This is a genomic window from Paenibacillus sp., from assembly GCF_035645235.1.
Taxonomy (GTDB): domain Bacteria; phylum Bacillota; class Bacilli; order Paenibacillales; family YIM-B00363; genus Paenibacillus_AE.
Map to the genome: position 1 here is coordinate 1 of NZ_DASQMZ010000177.1, position 19628 is coordinate 19628.

The 19628-nt window shown below is 64.4% G+C and carries 16 protein-coding genes; 3 read left to right on the forward strand and 13 right to left on the reverse strand.

Translation table 11 applies throughout. The annotated features are described in order from the left end of the window. On the forward strand, positions 1-136 hold a 136-nt coding region (locus VEZ38_RS16945; RefSeq protein WP_324895562.1), incomplete at its 5' end, for an AraC family transcriptional regulator. On the opposite strand, the gene VEZ38_RS16950 is transcribed toward VEZ38_RS16945, so the two are convergent. The 10 genes from VEZ38_RS16950 to VEZ38_RS16995 form a co-directional block, all read right to left on the reverse strand. Further along, positions 133-1254 carry a PQQ-dependent sugar dehydrogenase gene (locus VEZ38_RS16950; RefSeq protein WP_324895532.1) on the reverse strand — a complete coding sequence of 374 codons (1122 nt, stop codon included), beginning with the start codon at positions 1252-1254 and terminating at the stop codon, positions 133-135. The two genes, VEZ38_RS16945 and VEZ38_RS16950, sit on opposite strands and share 4 nt — an antisense overlap. Before the next feature lie 40 nt (positions 1255-1294). Then, positions 1295-3583: an alpha-L-rhamnosidase C-terminal domain-containing protein gene (locus VEZ38_RS16955; RefSeq protein WP_324895534.1), complete on the reverse strand. Its 2289-nt coding sequence runs from the start codon at positions 3581-3583 to the stop codon at positions 1295-1297. Between the two features lie 127 nt (positions 3584-3710). After that, entirely contained in the window at positions 3711-4898 is a 1188-nt protein-coding gene (locus VEZ38_RS16960; RefSeq protein ID WP_324895537.1) for a MalY/PatB family protein, read from the reverse strand. A 99-nt stretch (positions 4899-4997) separates the two neighbouring features. Then, positions 4998-6953, reverse strand: a complete 1956-nt coding sequence (locus tag VEZ38_RS16965) for a stalk domain-containing protein (protein WP_324895539.1) — start codon at positions 6951-6953, stop codon at positions 4998-5000. A 52-nt stretch (positions 6954-7005) separates the two neighbouring features. Next, positions 7006-7437 carry a hypothetical protein gene (locus tag VEZ38_RS16970; RefSeq protein WP_324895541.1) on the reverse strand — a complete coding sequence of 144 codons (432 nt, stop codon included), beginning with the start codon at positions 7435-7437 and terminating at the stop codon, positions 7006-7008. Positions 7438-7507: 70 nt separating this feature from the next. Then, complete coding sequence (locus tag VEZ38_RS16975; RefSeq protein WP_324895543.1) at positions 7508-8233, reverse strand: Bax inhibitor-1/YccA family protein; 726 nt, start codon at positions 8231-8233, stop codon at positions 7508-7510. Between the two features lie 63 nt (positions 8234-8296). Further along, positions 8297-8530, reverse strand: coding sequence for a toxin-antitoxin system HicB family antitoxin (locus VEZ38_RS16980; protein ID WP_324895545.1), 234 nt, complete (start codon positions 8528-8530; stop codon positions 8297-8299). Between the two features lie 3 nt (positions 8531-8533). After that, entirely contained in the window at positions 8534-9382 is an 849-nt protein-coding gene (locus VEZ38_RS16985) for an SPFH domain-containing protein (RefSeq protein ID WP_324895547.1), read from the reverse strand. A 392-nt stretch (positions 9383-9774) separates the two neighbouring features. Further along, positions 9775-11673 (reverse strand): ribosomal protection-like ABC-F family protein, encoded by a 1899-nt coding sequence (abc-f, locus tag VEZ38_RS16990; RefSeq protein WP_324895549.1) that lies wholly within the window; start codon positions 11671-11673, stop codon positions 9775-9777. A 286-nt stretch (positions 11674-11959) separates the two neighbouring features. Continuing rightward, positions 11960-13594 (reverse strand): GTP-binding protein, encoded by a 1635-nt coding sequence (locus VEZ38_RS16995; RefSeq protein WP_324895551.1) that lies wholly within the window; start codon positions 13592-13594, stop codon positions 11960-11962. A gap of 126 nt (positions 13595-13720) precedes the next feature. Between VEZ38_RS16995 and VEZ38_RS17000 the strand changes: the two genes are divergently transcribed. Beyond that, entirely contained in the window at positions 13721-14410 is a 690-nt protein-coding gene (locus VEZ38_RS17000) for a DUF2306 domain-containing protein (RefSeq protein WP_324895565.1), read from the forward strand. A gap of 113 nt (positions 14411-14523) precedes the next feature. Here VEZ38_RS17000 and VEZ38_RS17005 read toward each other — a convergent pair whose 3' ends face one another. From VEZ38_RS17005 to VEZ38_RS17015, 3 genes are all read right to left on the reverse strand, one after another. Continuing rightward, entirely contained in the window at positions 14524-14763 is a 240-nt protein-coding gene (locus VEZ38_RS17005) for a glutaredoxin family protein (protein ID WP_324895554.1), read from the reverse strand. A gap of 87 nt (positions 14764-14850) precedes the next feature. Continuing rightward, on the reverse strand, positions 14851-15867 hold the full coding sequence (locus VEZ38_RS17010) for a potassium channel protein (RefSeq protein ID WP_324895556.1): 1017 nt from the start codon (positions 15865-15867) through the stop codon (positions 14851-14853). Positions 15868-15964: 97 nt separating this feature from the next. Then, positions 15965-18217, reverse strand: a complete 2253-nt coding sequence (locus VEZ38_RS17015; RefSeq protein WP_324895558.1) for a HelD family protein — start codon at positions 18215-18217, stop codon at positions 15965-15967. Positions 18218-18400: 183 nt separating this feature from the next. Between VEZ38_RS17015 and VEZ38_RS17020 the strand changes: the two genes are divergently transcribed. Then, positions 18401-19628, forward strand: a 1228-nt coding sequence (locus VEZ38_RS17020; protein ID WP_324895560.1) for a GGDEF domain-containing protein, incomplete at its 3' end; no start/stop codon positions are given.

Genomic DNA, 19628 nt, shown 5'->3' on the forward strand with positions numbered 1-19628 from the left:
CGAGCGGCTCGAGCTGACCGTCGAGCAGGTCGCCTCGTCCGTCGGCTTCGCGGACGCGCTGTACTTCTCGAAGCAGTTCAAGCGCGCGTACGGCCAGTCGCCGTCGCAGTACCGCCAATCGCTGAAGAAATTTTAGGGCAACCGCACCTTCAGCAGACGGTCGTCCGACGGGCCCGGCGTGCCGCGGCCGTCCGTATTGTTCGTCAGGACGTACGCGAAACCGCCCTTCGCCGCGACGTCCCGCAAGCGGCCCTCGCCTTCGAGCAGCGGCTCCAGCCGCTCGAGCGCCGCGGGATCGAAGCGGAACAGCGTCTCGCCGCGCAGCGTCGCCAGCAGCAGCCGGCCGTCCTCGCCCATGGCGGCGCCCGACGGCGCGATCGCCGGCGGCTCGCCGGAGTGGTACAGCGGCGCGATCAGGCCGGGCTCGTTCTCGTCGCCGTACACCTTCGGCCAGCCGTAATTGCCGCCCGCCTCGATGGCGTTGATCTCGTCGTGGCCGCCAGGACGCCCCGACGGGCCGTGCTCTGCCGCGTACATCGCGCCGTCCGCGGACCACGCCAGCCCTTGCGGATTGCGGTGGCCGTAGGAATACACGTACGAGCCCGGGAACGGGTTGTCTTCCGGAACGCTCCCGTCCGGCGCCAAACGCAAAATTTTCCCCGCCAGGCTGCTTCGGTCCTGCGCGTACGCTTCCTCTCCCGCGTCGCCGGTCGTGACGTACACATGCCCGTCCGGTCCGATCGCGATGCGTCCGCCGTCGTGGATGCGCGAGCCGGGGATGCCCTCGAGCAGCGGCCGCAGCTCGACCCATTCCGTCTCCCGCTCCTCTAGCAGCACGACCCGGTTGCGCATCGCCCCGTTCGCCTCGTACGTATGGTAGGCATAAGCCGCCTTCGTCTCGGCGAAATTCGGCGCGAGCGCGAAGCCTAGAAAGCCAGACTCGCCGCTCGCCGCGACGCCCGCCTGCAGCCGTACCGGCTTGCGCGTCGCCGTCCCGTCCGGCTCGACGCGCACGACGCTGCCCTCCCGCTCGCTGACGTAGATCGTCTCGCCGTCGAACGCGATCGCCCACGGCGCGCGCAGCTTCTCGGCCAAGACGACGTACGGTTCGGCGGCGGGCGTCCCGGCATCGCCGGCGTCCGCCGGACGATGCGCATCCGGCGCGGGCGCGCCGCCCGGCTCCGCGCCCGGCCCGAAGCAGCCCGCGAGCGTCGCCGCCGCGAGCGCCGCGAGCAGCTTAAAGTACATGGCCATATCCAACACCTCGTCCGTCGGTAGTTTCTTCCATCGTCCCCTATCCGTTCGGCAGCGTCAAGAGCCGCCATCGACCCGGACGGACGGCGAAACGGAGGAGCCGCTCGTCCTCCCCGCGAAACTCGATCCCCTCGACCGGCTTCCCCGCAGGTTCGCCGTCCTTCCAGACGACGGACGTACCGGACACGACGGTTCCGACGCCGACGCCGTTCCCGAATACGTGTTTCGGGATGCAGACGAGCGCCTCCGTTCCTTCGGGGGAGGAAAGCTCGATCTCGAACGTTTCCCCGCTCCGCCGCATCGCCGTTTCGATGTTCCCTCTAACGGAAGGCACGACCAGACGCAACTCCGACAGATCCGCGAGCTCCGGCATCACCCGGTATCGGCCGTACCCCGGGGTCAGCGGCGCGACGCCCGCCGCATATTTCGCCAGGACGGTCAACGGGCCGCCGGACCACGCATGGTTGCGGGTGCCGAGAATTTCAAAGTCCTCCCACAGGGTGGAGTTCTCGTTGTTCACGAGCGGCGCGTACCGTTCTCTCATTCTCGCCATCGCCCCGTCCGCGTCTCCCGCCAGGAACATCGCTTCGAGCACATACCCCTCCATATAGGGCGAAGCGTGTCTGACGTTCCTGAGCACTCCTCGAATCGTCTCCAGCTTGTCCGGCCCGGCGAGTCCGGCGAGCACGGCGAGCGCGTTCGCCCGATCGTCGAGGAAACCTTCGGAGCGGTACCCATCGCCCTTCCAGAACGCAAGGTCGAATCGATCGCGGATGCCCGCCGCGCGCGATCGGAACCACGCGATTTCCGATTCCGGGCGTCCGATCATGGACGCCATGTCGGCGGCCGCCTTCAGGGCCGTGTAGTACCATGCGTTTTCCAATACCGTCCCGTCGACGAATTCGCCGTGATCGTACCACCGCCAATCCCCCGACCGAGGCTCGATCAACCCGTCGCGCCCGTCGCGCCAAAGCGCAAGATAATCCTTCGCCGCGGGGTAAGCCCGATGAACGACCGAAGCGTCCCCGCTGTGCCAATAGTAAGACAGAATCATGCCGAACTCGCCGATCGCGTTCAGGGATTGCGAAGGAAGCTCGCTGCTGTGCGCGCCCGGGACGTTCCCGCGAAGCACGGCCCCGTCTCTCCATTCCACGAAATCGGAGATCGCCTTGACGGTCAGCCTGTCCGCCTTCCGATCCAAGACATAGAACGTCTGCGGAACCTGCGAGCTGACGTCGCCGATCCATTGGCCTCTCTCCCGGTCGGGGCAGTCCATGTAATTGTCTCTCATGCAGACGTAAAGCGTCCTCGCACATTTCTCGTACAGCTTGTTCAAGAACGGATCGCTGCAAGCGAAGCTCCCCGCGATCGCCGCGTCGTAGCCGGATTCGCGATAACCGAGCTCCAGCACCCGAACTCCCTCCGGTACCGTGTAGATCGCGCGTTCCCCGAACAGCCAGTCCAGCGACTCGAACTCCTGGATCCCCCGTTTCGTCGTATATTCCGTGCGATGCCCGAGGTATTCGTGATGCGAATCGCCTGGCCCCCCCTTCACCGCATACCGGTCGGACCGAATATCGAGCTTTAGGCCTTCCCGGTCCGCCTCGATTTTCAGGTAAGGCGTGAACTGCATCGCATAAGGGAGAATTGCGTCGTACACCTTTCCCCCGTTTCCGCCCTCCGCGTCCCGGACCTCGCTGCCGGCATACGGCCGGATGGCGTCGAATTTCAAAAGCGGGATCGGCCGCTCCGTCAGCTTCCCCCATGGAGAACAAGGCGGGACGCCCTTCTCCGTAGCCTGCTCCCACCGACCGTCGTCGAAGTCGTTTCGGTGCCACCCGTCGATGTCGAGCCGGGCGTCGAACCCGATGTTATGGCCTCCGTACAAATACGACGGCAGCGGGCGGTCCGTAGGGCCGTAGGCGGGATGAACGCGCATGCGCCAACTTCGGTCGCTGCGGACGACCACGTCGTCGAACGCCGCTTGAAACAGCAATCCGCCTTGTCCGCTGTCGGTATTGTTGCGGCCCTCGTTGCCCCAGTACCATACGAGCGCCGCGATCGTGTTCGAGCCCTCGACGGCGAACGGCTTCAGATCGACCCGGTCGAAGTAGGCGGCCCCCGGCGTCGGACCGCGGTTCAAGCCGCCTTCGAAGACGACCAGCCTGCCGTTGAGCCAAAGCCAATATTTCGACTCCGCGGATATCCATGCCTCGGCCGACCCCGGCGCGCAGGGCAGCTCGAACGTCTTTCGAAAGATCGTCCAACCGTTCGCCGGTCCGTCCGCCGGCCCCCAAATCCAATTCGCTTCCCACCCTCGATCAGCCACGAATGGCCCCCCCTAGTCGCTAAATTGTAACCCCTTACAACTGGATAGAAAAAAGCATCTAACCGTACAAGAACGTCCTATTGCGGGACGCTCTCGACGATTAGATGACGTTGTCCAAATAAGGGCTTTAGCCCTGCGCGTCCCGCCGCTCGATCGCGCCGACGAACCGCCGCAGCGCCTCCTCGAGCGTCGAGCGCGGACACGCGCAATTGATGCGGACATATCCGGCGCCTTCGTCGCCGAACACGGAGCCTTCGTTGAAGGCGACCTTCGCCTCCTCGTTCATAAACCGCTGCATCGCCTTCCCCGTAAGGCCCAGCGCCCGCGCGTCGACCCACAGCAGGTACGTGCCTTCCGGCGGCATCGGACGAAGCGACGGCGCCCGGTCGCGCAGCGTGCGCATCGCGTACTCGAGGTTCCCCCGCACGTACGGCAGCAGCTGATCGAGCCATTCGTCGCCCTCGTTGTACGCCGCGATCGTCGCCGTATGCGAGAAGTAATTTTGCATATGCAGCGACAGCGTCCGGATCCGGTTCGCGAGCTTCAGGCGCATCGCCGGGTCGTTCGCGACGACGAGCGACGATTGGACGCCCGGCAGGTTGAACGTCTTCGTCGGCGCGAGCAGCGTCAGCGACGTCGCCGCGGCCTCCTCGCTCACCGTCGCGTACGGCACGTACGCGCGCGGCGCGAAGACGAGATCGCCGTGTATTTCGTCGGAGACGACGGTGACGCCGTACCGCGACGCGAGCGCCGCCAGCTTCGTTAGCTCGCCCCGCGTCCAGACGCGCCCGCCGGGGTTGTGCGGGTTGCACAGCAGCATCAGCTTCGCGCCCTCCCGCATGTGCCGCTCCAGCCCGTCGAAATCCATCTCGTACATGCCCGCCTCGGTGAGCCGCAGCGCGTTCTTGCGCACCTCGCGCCCGTTGGAGCGAATCACGTCGTAGAACGGATAATACACCGGCGATTGCAAAATGACGCCCGCCCCCGGCTCCGAAAACAGCTCGACGGCGAGCGCCAGCGACGTCACGACGCTAGGGCTCATGACAATCGCGTCCTTTGCGATGTCCCATCGATGCCTGCGCGCGTACCAGCCTTGGATCGCCTCGAACCATTCGTCCGTACGGATCGTGTAACCGTACACCCCCGCCTCGGCGCGCCGCGTCAGCGCGTCGACGACCGGCCTCGGGCATTCGAAGTCCATGTCGGCCACCCACAGCGGCAGCACGTCCTCCCCGCCGAACAGCGCGGTCAGTTGATCCCATTTATAAGAAGCGGTGTTTCTCCGATCGATCACGCGGTCGAAATCGTACTTCATCAGTTCGTCCCCCCCCGAAAATGTCCTCCCCCGATTGTAGCAAACAACCCCCGAGCCTGTCGAAGACCGGGGGTTGCGAATGGAATCGTATAAACCGGATTATTGGAAGCTGGCCGTGCCGGTCGCGCCGTCCCACGCCCGGGACAGCCCGAACGCCTCGGCGACGAAGCTGAGCGGGATGTACGTGCGGCCGTTCTGCACGAACGGCGCCGCCTCGAGCGTCACGGCTTCCGCGCCGCGCCGCGCGGCCGTGGAGCCGATCGCGAGCGAGACGGAAAGCCCGCGGCTTGCGTCCGTCAGCGTAATCGATTGCTCCGCCGCGTTCCAGCCCGTCTTCGCCGAGAGCGCGTCCGCGATTTGCTTGATCGGCACGAACATGCGGCCGCTGACGATCTTCGGCTGCGAGTCGAAGTCGATGCGCTGGCCCTTGAGCGTCACGAGCGCGTCGCCGACGGGCGCCTTCACGGCCTTCGTCGCGACGAGCTTGCCGCTCGCGTCGTACGCCTTCACCTCGATCGTCACCGATTGGCCGCGGTACGGCGCGAAGTCGTGCGTGATCGTCCACGGCGCGGCCGTCGACGATCCGATCGTCTTCCCGGCGATCGCGTACTCGACTTTGCCCAGCATCGGTTCGACCGTCTGCACGTACGCGCTCAGCTCCGTCGCGCGCGGCGGCAGGCCGGCGTCGACGGCGTTGATATACGCCTTCTTGGCCTCCTGCCCGATCGTATCCAGGTAAAACGGATGCCGAATCGCTTGCTTGTACGCGGCGAGCACCGCGTCGTTCGCGGACAGCAGGAAATGCTTCTCCCGGCTCGCCTCCGTCTTCGTCGCGTCGAACCAGAACACCGCTTTCACGCCCGGGTACAGCATCGGCAGCGTCGCGTAAAACTCCTTCGTCCGATATGCCGCCCATGCGTCCACGACCCGGTTCTGCTCGGGATACACGTAGGAAATCGCGCCCTCGGAAATAAACAGCGGCTTGCGCTTCGCGTACAGGTTGTATATATGTTCGAACTTTTGCAAATGATTCGATCGATCGACGCCCGCCTGCAGCGGATCGAGCGCCGGATTATAAATGCTGTAGAGACTGACTCCGACCCAATCGACGTACGCGTCGCCGGGGTAATACGCCTCGATGTTGTCGACGGGGATGTCGTTCGGCGCCCACACCATCGCGACGTTGTCCGGCGCTTCCTCGCGGAATACGTCCGCGACGAGACGGAATTTCTCGATATACGCCGCCGGATCGCCGCTCCACGGCACCCAGTTGCCGTTCATCTCGTTCGCGAAGCGCAGGAAGATCGGCACCCCGGCCGCGGCCGCCGCCTTCGCGTACGCGCGCAGATACGGGCCGTCGACGACCTCCGACAGCCCCTTCATCGGCTGCAGCGCGATCTGCAGCGCCGTGCCGTGCTCCTTCGCCTCCTCGACGTGCGAGCTCAGCTCCTCGAACGGACGGCCCCATGTCGTGTACAGCAAGTACGCGGCATGCTTGCGCCCGGTCAGCTCCGGAAACTTTTCCGTATAGAAAAAGGACCAATCCTTCGTATCGTGCACCTTCGGGTCCGCCTCCGCATACGCGCCGAGGTACGCGCCGACCGTCGGCTCGAACAACGCACCGCGATCGTATGTATCCGCCAGCGCTTGCGGCTGCACGGCGGCGAACAGCTTGACGGTGCTGCGCACGTAATCCGCGCGCCGCTTCGAGGCGGCCGTCTCCGCCGCGAGCCCCGCAAGCCGCCAATTCGCCGACTCGTTGTCCCAAGCCGCCGCCGCGTCGTCGTACCGCCCCAAGTTCGCGTACGCTTGCCCGATCCGTTTATAGATGTTAGCCGCATTCGTGTAATCCTTGCTTTCCTTCAGCGTCGGCAGCATGCCCGACAGCTTCTCGATCGCCGCCGCGTCGTCGCCTTTCGCCTCCGCCGCGAGCCCTTCCTTGTACAAGGCCCAAATATTAACCGCATGCGCCGCCGGGCTGGCGACGCCGCCCAGCACCCCCGCGGCGACGACCGCCGCGAGCAGCGGCCGAACGCTTCTCTTCCAATCGCGCACGAAAAAAATACCCCCTATTGGCACTCAATAGGAGGTATTATAGCACGTCGGCTTACGTTTGGGCTGTAGTTTTTGGCGCGCGCAACCGTTTCATCCCCATTGCAACGTGGTACATGTAGAGCGCGGCGAGCGCGCCGACCGCGAACAAGGAGGCGTTCGGCTGAATCTCCAAGTTCCTCAGCAGCGTGGCCAAGTAGACGTACATCGCGAGGACGCCGGCCGCCGCATAAGCGATCAACGAGGCGACATAGCGCCACGGCCCGCCTCCCGGACTCCACCGGTCGGCCGCGCGTTCGATCGCGACCGCGAACAGCACCCCGACGGTCATGTATGCGAGCGCCGAGAAGATAAAATAAAACGAATACGCCGCCCAAAAATCCGTGGGCACATCGTTCGCGGCGACGAGCAGCAGCGGGAACGTCGCCGTCGCGAACGCGGCCGCCGCCAGCTGGTATCCGAATTCTTTGCCTAACGTACGTTTCATTGAAGGAGCCTCCCGAATCGAAGTACCTTTCAGACGCGAGGCGCGGGCGAAAGGTTTCATCCGCGGTGCGTTACCGGCTTCTCAGTTTGGAGAGCAGACGAAGAATTTCGAAATACAGCCATATTAGCGTAACCAAAAGCCCGAAAGCGCCGTACCATTCCATGTATTTCGGCGCCCCGCTCCGTACGCCCGACTCGATGAAATCGAAGTCCAAGACGAGATTCAGCGCGGCGATGGCGACGATAAACAACGAAATGCCGATCCCGATCAAACTATTATCGTGCAAATAAGGGACCGAGATGCCGAAGAAGCCGAGAACGAAGCTGAGCAAATACATGATGGCGATCCCGACGGTCGCGGCGAATACGCCCAGCTTGAAATTTCGCGTAGCCTGAATCAGGCGGGTTTTGTAGGCGAACAGCAGCGCAAGAAAGACGGCCGCCGTCAGCAGCACCGCCTGCAGCGTAATGCCGCTGAATTGCGTTTCGTAAGCCGCCGACACGCCGCCGACCACGATGCCTTCGGCGACCGCATAGACGGGCGCGAGGAACGGGGCCGCCCTTCGAACGAAGACGATCGCAAACGCCAGCAGCAGACCGACGATCGCGCTTCCGATCACCAACCCCGGCTCGAGCGTGCCCGCGAAATACCGGTCCCACGCGACGAACGCTCCCGCCCCGAGCAGCACTAACATAATGAACGCCTTGTTGACGGTTCCTTCGAGGGTCATCGCCTCCGGACCGTACGCCCCGCGCTCGAACGCTCGATCGTTTAAAACAGGATTGCCGCTTCGCATCCTGCACGCTCCTCTACATCGAATTTGAGTAGAGTATAACACGGCCGCTTCGGACGAACCAGATTAATCCGGGCGGCCGGCCCCGGGCGAATTCCCCGGGCCGCCCGGAGCCCCGCCCTCGTCCTCATGTTCCGCGGGCCTCCGCGGCCCCGGCAGCCGTCCCGCTTGCCGAAGCGCCTCGCGCAGCACGTACTCGATATGCGCGTTGACGCTGCGAAACTCGTCGGCCGCCCAACGTTCCAACGCATCGTAGACGGCGGCGTCGATGCGCAACGGATATTGCTTCTTGCCCGCCATCCGTTAATACAGACTGCCCGTATTGATGACCGGCTGGGCGGAGCGGTCGGAAACGATCGCGACCATCAGATTGTTCGCCATGGCGGCCTTCCGCTCGGGATCGAGCGCCACGCCGCTGTCCCGCTCGAGCTGCTCGAGCGCGTCCTTCACCATGCCGACCGCGCCTTCGACGATTTTTTGCCGCGCGGCGATGATCGCGGACGCTTGCTGGCGCTGCAGCATGGCGCCGGCGATTTCCGTGGAATACGCCAAGTGCGTAAGCCGCGCCTCCATCACGTCGACGCCGGCGACGGACAACCGCGCCTGCAGCTCCTTCGCCAGCTCCTCCGACACCTCGTCCGCGTTGCCGCGCAGCGACATGCCGGTCTCGTCGAAGTTATCGTACGGATACTTGCTGGCCACATGCCGCAGCGCCGCTTCGCTCTGGATTTCCACAAACTCCTCGTACTTGTCTACTTCGAAGCTCGCCTTCGCCGTCTCCACCACCTTAAAGACGATAACGGCCGCGATTTCGATCGGATTCCCTTCGATATCGTTCACCTTCAGCTTCGCGCTGTTGAAATTGCGCACCCGCAACGACAGCTTCTGCCGCACGGATAACGGCAGCACCATCCAAAACCCGTCCTCCCGCAACGTTCCCTTATACTCGCCGAAGAACGTTACGACCGCCGATTGGTTCGGCTGCACGATCGTGATCGAGGTCAGCACGAGAAGCGCCGCCAGCAGCAGCAGCCCGCCGACGACCGGCAGGAAAGAAGACCGAGTAAGGAAAAATACGCCGAGCGCGATACAAACGAATACAGCCAACACCGCGACAAACCCGTTCGCTTTCCATGCGCCGAATTCTTTCATTGCGAACCTCTCCTCACATCACTTTGATATTTGTATGATATCACTTTATCCATTTTCTTGCAAACCCCCTACATGCGTCACCGCTGTTCCCGCTCCCTTTCCCGCCTAATTCCCTCTGCTCAGTGCAAGCGTCGGGACGCGTCCGCCTCCTCCAAGCTACCCGCACTTGCCGGACCGAGCCCCTCGGTGAAAGAATGAACCGGTACGCCAGCCCCGCCCTCTGAGCAAAGGGAAACAAGTCGGAAAGAGACGAAACAACCCCGCCTGAGCAAAGGGAAACAAGTCGGAAAGAGACGACTGCCCCCTGAGCAAAAGGAAACAAGTCGGAAAGAGACGACCGCCCCCCCAAACAAAAAAGCGAACCGCTCCCTCCGGGCGATTCGCTTAAAAAATTATAGCCGATCCAGTTGTTCGTACAGGAGCTCCCGCTCGGCCTCGAGCACAGCGCGTTCGGCGAACAGCGCTTGGAGCTTCGCGGCGTCGTTCTCGGCGCACATCGCCTCGTCGAGCAGCGCGAGCTTCGCCTCGATCGCTTCGATTTCCCGCTCGAGCCGCTCGAGCGAGAATGCGCCGGCGCTTTTGCGGGCTTGCGACGCGGGCTGCCGCGGCCCTTCGGCGCGCCCCCCGGATTTCGCCGCGTCCGTCGGGCCGCGTTCGCGTCCCGGCGCCGCCGCGAGCCGCTCCGCGCGCTTGCGCTTCGCTTCGTCGTATCCGCCCTCGTACCGCGTGAGCCGTCCTCCTTCGAGCCAATAGGTGACCGGGAACAGTTTATTCAGGAAATAGCGGTCGTGCGAGACGCAGAGCATCGTGCCCCCGAACGAAGCGAGCGTCTCCTCCAGCGCCTCCCGCGCGTCGATGTCGAGGTGGTTCGTCGGCTCGTCGAGCACCAGGAAATTCACGTCCGAGTGCATGAGCTGCGCGAGCCGGAGGCGCATTTTCTCCCCGCCACTTAAATGTTTTACCTTCCGGAACACCGAAGCGCCGTAAAACAAAAACTTCGCGAGCGAACGCCGCGCTTCGCCTTCCTCGACCGGCGCCGCGTCGCGGAACGCCCCGAGGATCGTCTGCTCCGGATCGGGGAACAGGTCGTGCTGCGCCAAATAGCCGATTTTCACGCCGCTGCCGATCCGAACGATGCCTTCGGAAGGAGCCGTCCCTTCCGCGATCATCCGCAAGAGGGTCGACTTTCCGCTTCCATTCTCGCCGACGATCGCCGCCGCGTCCCGAAACCGCACATGCAGGTTCACGTCCCGGAACAATCGGCGGTCTCCGAACGCCATGCCGACGCCCTCCATCGCGACGACGTCCTTGCCGCTGCGGTCTCCCGCCTCGAGAGCCAGCCCCATCCGGGCCCGTTCCAGTACCGGCCTCTCGAGCCGGTCGATGCGGTCGAGCGCCTTCTGCATCGCCGCCGCCCGCTTAAACATCTTCGGATTGTCCGCCTGCGCCGCCCAGACGCGAAGCCGCTTGATCGCCTCTTCCATCTTCTTGATCTTCTTCTGCTGCTCTTGATACGCCGTAAATTCCGCCAGCAGCCGGCGCTCCTTCTCCTCGACGAAGGAAGAGTAATTGCCGTGATACACGTCCGCGACGCCGCCTTCGAGGTCGACGATTTTCGATGCGACGCGGTCCAGAAAGTAGCGGTCGTGCGACACGATCGCCACGCTCCCGTCGTAATCCTGCAGGTATCCTTCCAGCCACTCGACCGAAGACAAATCCAGATGGTTCGTCGGCTCGTCGAGCAGCAGCAGGTCCGGCTTCAGCAGCAAAATTCGCCCGAGTCCGATCTTCGTGCGTTCCCCGCCGCTCATCGCCCCGAACGGCCGGTCCAGCAGCGAAGCGATGCCGAGACCCTCCGCCACCCGCGACAGCGCCGCGTCCATCTCGTACCCGCCCGCCGCGCCGAACGCGTCGAGCAACGGGCCGTACGCCTTCATCGCCTTGTCCGCGAGCGCCGTGTCGGCCATGTCCCGCTCGAGCTCCGTAAGCCTAGAGCGCATCGCGAGCAGCGACGCGAACGCCTCCGCCAGCACGTCGCCCGCCGTCCGCGTCGGCCCGAAGTCGGGTATTTGGGCGAGCAGCGCGACGCGGCACCCTTTCCGATAATGGATCGCTCCCGAATCGGGAACGTCCTCCCCCGCGAGCAGCTTCAGGAGCGTCGTCTTGCCGCAGCCGTTCGGCCCGACGAGCCCGATTCGTTCCTTCTCCTTAATTTCAAGGGACAGCTCGGCCAGCACCGGCGCGCCGCCCCAATTTTTCGTTATGTGCTCCGCCGCGCAAATCGTCGTCATCCGTATCACTCTTTCGAAAATGGAATGTGAACGCACAAAAAAAGCCGCAAGCGAAGATACGACTTCGCCCGCGGCTTTCGCGTCCCGGTGGGAAAAACCCCCGCGCTTACCGTGTCAACAAGTCGTCATCTCCGGAAATGGACAGACCTCTCCCGTCGGCGGCGGAACGGAATGCGATCGTAGCTTGGCGGACCCAAGTTTGGGCTCCCTTGCTGCGAGCGGCGATGGACGACATGTTGACACCTCCCTTCGAAAGTTCCGAAATCAAAAACTTACCAATACCTTATCATACGGCGGTCGATTTCCGCAAGATTATCGATTGAAAATGCGGCCGTTTCCCGCTCCCCGCGTACGCCACGACGCCGAAATGCACGATCTCGAACGCCCGACCGACGACGTCCCGCATCGGTTCGTCGGCGTACATGGCGAAAAACCGTTTCGGCTCGTATTCGTCCTGTTCCCAGACGCCCTCGGAGTCGACGCCGCCGTAGACGCCCATGTAGAACAGGCCTCCCGGCTTCAGCACGCGTCGGATGCCCGCCAACACGTCAGGCAGCTCGGCTTTCGGAATATGCAGCAAGCTGTTCAGCGCGTAGACCGCGTCGAACGAGCCGTCCGGGAACCGCAGGTCCGCCATGTCCATGACGAGGGCGTCGAGCCCCTTCTCGCGGCAGCGCCGAACCATCTCGGGCGACAGGTCGACCGCCGTGACCGCAAGGCCGGCTTCGCGGAAAAATACGCTGTCGCGCCCCGGACCGGCGCCGACCTCGAGCAGCGTCTCCGCCCCTTCGGCCCGCAGTGCCGCCAGAAACCGGTCGCGCTCGACCGTTTTCCATCCCTGCAGCTCGTCCGTATCCCGCTCCTCCGCGTATCGATCGTACGAGCGCCGCATCCGCTCCCGGTAGTACGTCCCGCGCTCCAGCGCCGCTATGCCCGCCTCCAGCTCGTCCTTCGGAAACGCTTCGCCGAGAAACACCGCGACGTCGTTCACCTCGCCTTGCGGCGTAATGCGCGTGAAGTCCAGCTCCTTGTAGGCATATTGGAAAAGGAACCGGCTCGCCGTATCCGAAAACGTCGCGATCCCCTTCGCCCGATAGACGCCTTGCGGGAGCGACTTCATGAACGCCTCGAACGCGCCGCTGTCGATCGGTCCGTTCAAAAACCGCGTATAGACCGACACGTGCTCGTGCGCGGCATGATGTCCATGAGCGTCGCCGCGGTCGTGCGCGCGGCCGTGCCGGCAATCATCGCCGCAAATATGCCCCTCCGACGCCACGGCCGGCACCGGCGCCGCGGCGTCCGTCTCGAACCAGTAGCCTTCGTCGAGGTTTCCGCGCACCGTGCGCACGATGCGGGCATGCGGATTCCACTCTCGCAGCGTCGCCTCCGCGCGGTCCGCCCTCTCCGCCGACAGGCGATCCGTCTTATTCAGCGCGACGAGCGAAGCGCAGCGCACTTGGTCGCGAAGGAGCCGCCTCGTCTTCGCCGTCGGGGCGTCCGCGCCTTCGCCGAGCAGGAACGCGCCGTCGACGACGGCGACGAGTCCTGCCAGCGCGATCGGCAAATAAAGCGACGCCTCGGTCACCGCATCCATAATTTCCATCGGATGCGCGACGCCGGTCGATTCGATAAAGACGGCGTCAGGCGCGTAGGCGGTCACCAGCTCATGAAGCTGCAGGCCGACGTCGTCCCGGATGGAACAGCAGATGCAGCCGCCGAGCAGCTCCGCCGTCGGCACCGCTTCCCCGCCGGCCGCGAGCGCCGCCCCGTCCAGATTGACGTCGCCCAGTTCGTTCATGAGCACGACGGGCCGCAGCCCCCTCATGTTATAGGCGTCTAATGCTCTACGCAGCATCGTCGTCTTCCCGCTGCCGAGGAAGCCGGAGAGGACGTAGATCGGAATCGTCGTCTTTGCGATCATGGAAGCACCTCTGTTCGTGGTTCTTGGGTCATTTTCGAAATAGTGTAGCATAAAAAAAGGAAATCGGCGCGCTTCCTAGAATGTAGTTAACGATGCAAAGTAGGTGGGGAGGGTATATGCGTGGATATGCTGTTTCAACTCTCGAGGTGGCTCCATATCGGCTCCGGCTTTCTGGCGCTTCTCGTCTTTTGGGTGCCGATCGTGGCGAGGAAGGGCGGCAAGCTGCATAACCGGGTCGGCTGGGTGTATGTCGGAGCGATGACCGTCGTGTCGGCGACCGCGCTCTTTATGGGCATCTATCGGTTAACCTGGAACGCCGGTCCGGAGCCGGACGCGATTCCGTTCTCTTGGTTTTTGATTTTCGTCTCGATCCTCAGCGGCGCGTGCGCCTGGTACGGCATCCGCGTGCTTCGCTACAAGAAGCGGAAATCGCCGCATCGACATCCCGTCGACTTGGCGTTCCCCGCGCTGCTATTCGGCTCCGGCATCGCCATCGGCGCGTACGGCTGGACGATCGGTTTCCCGCTGCTTCAGTACTTTCCCCTGCTCGGCTTGTTCCTCGGCGGCTCGCAGCTCGCCTATTGGCTGACTGCGCCGAAGCGGCGGTCGCATTGGACGGTCGAGCATCTCGTCGGCATGCTCAGCTGCTGCATCTCCACCGTCACGGCGTTCGCGGTGTTCGGCGCGCCTCGTCTGCTCGGGCTCGAGCGCGTCAGCCTGCTCGTGTGGTTTCTTCCGACGATCGTGCTCGTGCCGCTAATCGTGGCGTTTTCGATGAAATACCAAAAGCTGTTGGACAAGAAGCCGGCCGCGTGACGCATGCGGCGACCTCTTTAACGGGGAAAGGGGCCGGATCGGCAGCTTTCGCTGCGCTAATCCCGCCCCTTCGCCGCCGCGCTTCCCGCCGTATGGCGGACGTACCAGCCTCGTTACACCGTCAACGACGCGAGCGCCTTCTGAATACGCGTCGTATTCATGCCGAGAATATTGTATTCGCCGATGACCGTAACCGGCAGCGACATCATGCCGATCTTCTGCAGCTCCTCGAAATACGCCTCGTTCTCGTCTACGTTGCGCTCCTCGAACGATACGTTCTGTTCCGTCAAATACGACTTCAACTGCTTGCAGTACACGCAGTTCGTGCTCGTGTACACGATCGCTTGCGCCATGCCGCACTCCTCCGATTCCGTTGTCTATATTTAATTGAAGATAATAATGATTATAAACAATGTGCTGAGTGAGTTCAAGACGGAGGCCTACCCCGTCGCCCGAATGCGCTCGTACGTCGGTCCGTCGCAGACGATAAACAGCCGAGCCTCCGCGGGCATCGCCTCGTCAAGCTTCCTGTTGATCGTCATGTCCCCCCGGTCGGCCAGCAGCGTCGCGCCGAGCCGGAGCAAGCCTTGGAACGCGTCGCCGTACGTCTTCCACTCGGGGCGCGGCGCGACCTCGAACACATCCTCCCCGACCCGGCTGCTGAGGAGCTGCGTAAAAATCGAAATGCTGCCGGCGTGCATCGCGGAACGCACCGCGAGACGGGACACTGCCTCATGGGACAGGATGAACTCGTTCACCTGCACGTGGCGGAAATTTTGGATATGCTGCTCGAGGACGATCTCGACCGTCGTGTGAATGTGCGGCGCCAGACGCTCGATGCTCGAGGCGATGAGGAGCGACTTGCCGTCCGCGAGCGCCGCGTTGTCGATGGCTCGATCGGAGAACACGATCGCCGCGCGGGCTCGGGACAGCCCCGCCGTCTCGAGCGTCGTCTCGGCCGACGGATCGCCGCTGACGAAGAAGACGCGTTCCTCGTCGAGCGGCGACCGATCCAGTTCGTCGATCAAGACGACCTCGATCCGCGGATCGCCGTGCAGCAGCTCCTCCACCGCCGACTGCGCCCTGCGGCTCCACCCGATAATGAGCACATGCCCGCTGCCGTGATATTTCAACTTGCCAGCCTCCTTCCGCTTCTTCAGCGTGCCGAACGCATCGATGATTTTCCCGATGACGAGGCTGAGCAGCCCGATGCCGAACAGGTACAGCAGCATCGCGTACAGCTTGCCGGCGTCGGTCTTCGGGAAGTAATCGCCGTAGCCGACCGTCGTTACCGTCGTCATGACGTACCATAACGCGTTAAACCATTTGCCGAACGTCTCCGGCTCGAGCGCGTACATGATCGTCGCGCTGCCGAGCACGAACGTCGCCGTGAATACCGCCAGAAAGCCGTTGTTGAGCTTAAGCAGCTTCTGCGACATGCGAATGAAATACAGCAATCGGCCGGCACCCCCTTGTCCGAATACTTCCAGTATATCGATCGATGCGCCTTCTTGCCAGACGGGAAACGCCGCGGCGAACGAACCGCGCCCGCGGCTACATCGCCCCCGAGAGCATCGGCGTCAGCGCCTCCCACCCGTACGCTTCCAGCCGATGCAGCGCCCTCGTGCAGGCGACGTACAGCAGCTTCGCGTCTTCCGGCGCGGCCGGGTCGTAGGCGGCCTCCGACGGATTGACGAGCAGCACGGCGTCGAATTCCATCCCCTTGGCGAGGTACACCGGCACGACGCTGACGCCGCCGGCGTATTTCTCCGCCTTGCCTTCGATCAGATGCGCGTCCGTCAGGCCCAGCTTCGCCAGCTTCTTGTAGACGTCCCGGCACCGGGCGAGCGACTTCTCGATGATCGCCACGTTGGCCAGCCCGCCTTCGCGCAGCTCGGCGACGCGCCGGGCGATGCGCACGAGCGCCGCCCGCTCGCCCTCGAGCCGTTCGGCGACCGGCGCTTCTCCGTGGCGGAGCACCGGCTCGGCGGGCGCGATGTGCGGGTTGTTCGCATGCGAGAGCACCGCGTTCGCGACGGTCATGATTTCGACGGTGGACCGGTAGCTCTTCTTCAGCCGCTCGATGGACATGCGGCTCTGGAACACGCCTTTCGCGAGCGCATTCCAATCGTCGAGGCCTCGGTACGGGTAGATCGACTGCGCCAGGTCGCCGAGAATCGTCATCGAACCGCTCGCCGACAACGCGGTCAGCGCATGAAGCTGGAACGGCGAGAAGTCCTGCGCTTCGTCGACGATAATATGGCTGAACGCCTTCGTCTTTCCGAGCCCGTAAAACCGGTTCGCGAGGTAGAAGAGCGGGGCGATGTCGTCCCATTCGAGTTCCTGCTTCTTCGCCGCCTTGCGCTCCTCGAAATACGCGGCCAGCCGTTCGGCGTCGGCGCCCTCTTCTCCGGCCAAGCCGGACGCCTCGAGCAGCTTCGCGATATTGGCGGGCTTCGACATGAGGTTGCGGTAAAAAGAGACCAGCTCGACGGTTTTGATCCGTTCCGCGTATTCCGCCAGCTTGCGGTCGTACAGCTCGCGAATTTCCGCGATGCGCCGCTCCGTCTCCGCGTACCGTCCCGCTCGCACGCGCGACTCGAGCGTGCGCGCCGCCTCCTTCACGCAATCGTCCTTCCATTGCGTCAGCGCCTGCAGCAGCCGCCGGCGGCGCTGCACGTACGGGTAATGCCGGAAGTCGACGTGAAACTTCCGCTTGACTTCCTCGGCGGAGAGCCGGTGCGCCTTGCTAAGGACTAAGTCGACATCCGGCACCGTCGCCTCGATGCGGCGGTCGACGTACCGGTCGAGCAGCGCCTTCATCGCCATCGAACCGCGCAGCCGCGAGGCGAGGCGCACCGTCGCGAGCGCCGCCCGGCGCTCCCCGCCCGCGCCGCCGGGCTTCCCGCCGCTCCCGGCGGACGCTTCGCCCGGACCCGCAGGGACGAGCGGCTCGAGAAAGAGCGCCGTCTTCGCAGCCGCGTCCTCGAACCGGTACCCTCTCGGCAGCGGGATGTGGCGCGTCAACGCCTCCTCCCACGTCGTCTGTACGACGCCCTCGATGCCAAGATCCGGCAGCACGTCCGAAATATAATCGATGAAGAGCTTATTCGGCGCGACGATCAGAAAGTTGTCGAACGCGCCCCGGTCCCGGTACGAATAGGCCAGGAACGCAAGGCGATGCAGCGCGATCGTCGTCTTGCCGCTCCCCGCGGCGCCTTGCACGACGAGCGCCTGCCCCGCGTCCGCGCGGAGCACCGCGTTTTGCTCCGCTTGGATCGTCTCGACGATGTCGCGCAGCTTCTGCTCGCCGCGCTGCTCCAGCCGCTCGAGCAGCAGCCGGTTCGCGCCGGTCGATTCCGACATGTCGTAGATGCGGACGAGCTCGTCCTTTTCCATCTCGAACTGCCGCTTCGTCAAGACGTCGAACGTCAGCCGGCGGCCGAGCTTCACGTCGACGGGCACGTCGCGGAAGGCGTGCTCGTAATACAGGCTCGCCATCGGGGACCGCCAATCGAGCACGATCGGCTCCATCGTCGCGCGGTCGAACAGCCCGAAGCGTCCGATATACGCCTGCTCCCGATCCGGCTGATCCCGCTCCCGGAAATCGACCTTGGCGAAGAACGGCCGAGTCTTCGACTTATTCAGCTGATCGAGCTCCTTCCGGCGAATGGCGTTCAGCGCCAGCTCGGTGAAATCGTCCGTCAGCTTCATGCCCTCCTCGCCCGCGTCGATCTGCCGTTCGATGTGCCTCCGCACCTTCGAAAGCGTCTCCCGCTCCGCCGCCAATTGCTCCTCGTAAGACAAGCGCTTCGCCCCCTTTACCGATTCCGTTATCGCTACGTAAGGTGCATTATATAATAATCTCGATTTCGCGCCAAAGCCGGGACATTCGCCCGATCGTCCGCGTAAGATAGATCGACGAAAATCTCGGCATCGCGCGCGTCGCCGCCGCATCGGCGATCCTCGCGTCCGGAAGGGGGAATCCGGATGTCCTCGAATCGAACCGCATCCGCCGCGAGGGGCGGGCTGCACGAACTGCAGGCGTCCCCGGGGCAGCGATGGCTCGCGGGCTCGCTCTGCGTCGCCCTGTTGGCCGCGGCCGGCACGACGCTGCCGTTCGCCGCGGAGCCCGTGCCTCGACTCGCGGCTTGGATGGCGGGGCATGCCGCCGTCGTCGCGTTCGCGAACGCGGCGGCGACCGCCTTTTTGTTTTTCCAGTTTCGCTTGACCCGGGAGGCGCCGCTGCTCGCCTTAGCCGCCGCCTTCCTCTTCCCTTCGGGCCTCGCGGCGCTCCAGCTCGTCTGGGCGCCGGGCGTTCCGCCGCCGGACGGACCGCTCGACGCGGCCGCGCAGGCCGCGGATCGGCTGTGGGCGGCGAGCCGCCTCGGCTTCCCGGCGCTGCTGCTTGCGTACGCGGCGGCGACCCGGGCGGCGCCGGCGCGGCTCATCCGGTCGAGCCGCCGCGCCGGCGCGGCGATCGCCGGCACCGCCGCGGCCGTCGCCGTCGCGACTAGCGCCGTCGGCTGGGTCGCCGCCGCGCGATCGGCCGCCGCGCCGCTCGCCGATCCCGCTCCGGGCGCCTTCGCGGCCGCGGTCGCGGCCGCGCTGCACGGCCTCGCCATCGCCCTGCTGCTGCGCGGCCCCCGCGGCCGCAGCTTCCTCCATCTGTGGCTCGCCGTCGGCGCGTTCGCCTCGGGGCTCGGCGTCGTCGCCGCATGGCGCGCGGCGGCGGCGGGCGCGGGCGAGCGGTACACGATCGGTCATGAGGCGGGACTGCTGTTTGCCGTCATCGCGTCGACCGTCTTCCTCGGTCTCCTCGTCTACGAGACGAACCGCCAGTACGTCCGTCTCGTCCAACGGGAGCAGGAGCTGCGCACCGCCAACGAGAAGCTCCGCGAGCTGTCGCTCGTCGACGGGCTGACCGGCGTCGCGAACCGACGCCGCTTCGACGATATGCTCTCCGCGTCGCTGCTTAAGCTCGCCGAGCGCCGGACGCCGGCGGGTGCGGTGGCGCTGCTGCTGCTCGACATCGATCACTTCAAGCGGTATAACGACCGGTACGGACATGTCGCGGGAGACGAAGTCATTCGCCGAATCGCCAGAACGGCGGAAGGGTGCGTCCGCTGCCCCGACGACCTCGTCGCCCGTTACGGCGGCGAGGAATTCGGCATCGTGCTGCCGGACGCCGACCGCGACGCCGCTCTCCTCGTCGCCG

Excerpts from the sequence above, each read along its gene's own strand:
- VEZ38_RS16950 (WP_324895532.1), bottom strand. The coding sequence starts at position 1,254 with ATGGCCATGTACTTTAAGCTGCTCGCGGCGCTCGCGGCGGCGACGCTC.
- VEZ38_RS16960 (WP_324895537.1), bottom strand. The coding sequence starts at position 4,898 with ATGAAGTACGATTTCGACCGCGTGATCGATCGGAGAAACACCGCTTCT.
- VEZ38_RS16970 (WP_324895541.1), bottom strand. The coding sequence starts at position 7,437 with ATGAAACGTACGTTAGGCAAAGAATTCGGATACCAGCTGGCGGCGGCC.
- VEZ38_RS16975 (WP_324895543.1), bottom strand. The coding sequence starts at position 8,233 with ATGCGAAGCGGCAATCCTGTTTTAAACGATCGAGCGTTCGAGCGCGGG.
- VEZ38_RS16980 (WP_324895545.1), bottom strand. The coding sequence starts at position 8,530 with ATGGCGGGCAAGAAGCAATATCCGTTGCGCATCGACGCCGCCGTCTAC.
- VEZ38_RS16985 (WP_324895547.1), bottom strand. The coding sequence starts at position 9,382 with ATGAAAGAATTCGGCGCATGGAAAGCGAACGGGTTTGTCGCGGTGTTG.
- abc-f (WP_324895549.1), bottom strand. The coding sequence starts at position 11,673 with ATGACGACGATTTGCGCGGCGGAGCACATAACGAAAAATTGGGGCGGC.
- VEZ38_RS16995 (WP_324895551.1), bottom strand. The coding sequence starts at position 13,594 with ATGATCGCAAAGACGACGATTCCGATCTACGTCCTCTCCGGCTTCCTC.
- VEZ38_RS17000 (WP_324895565.1), top strand. The coding sequence starts at position 13,721 with ATGCTGTTTCAACTCTCGAGGTGGCTCCATATCGGCTCCGGCTTTCTG.
- VEZ38_RS17005 (WP_324895554.1), bottom strand. The coding sequence starts at position 14,763 with ATGGCGCAAGCGATCGTGTACACGAGCACGAACTGCGTGTACTGCAAG.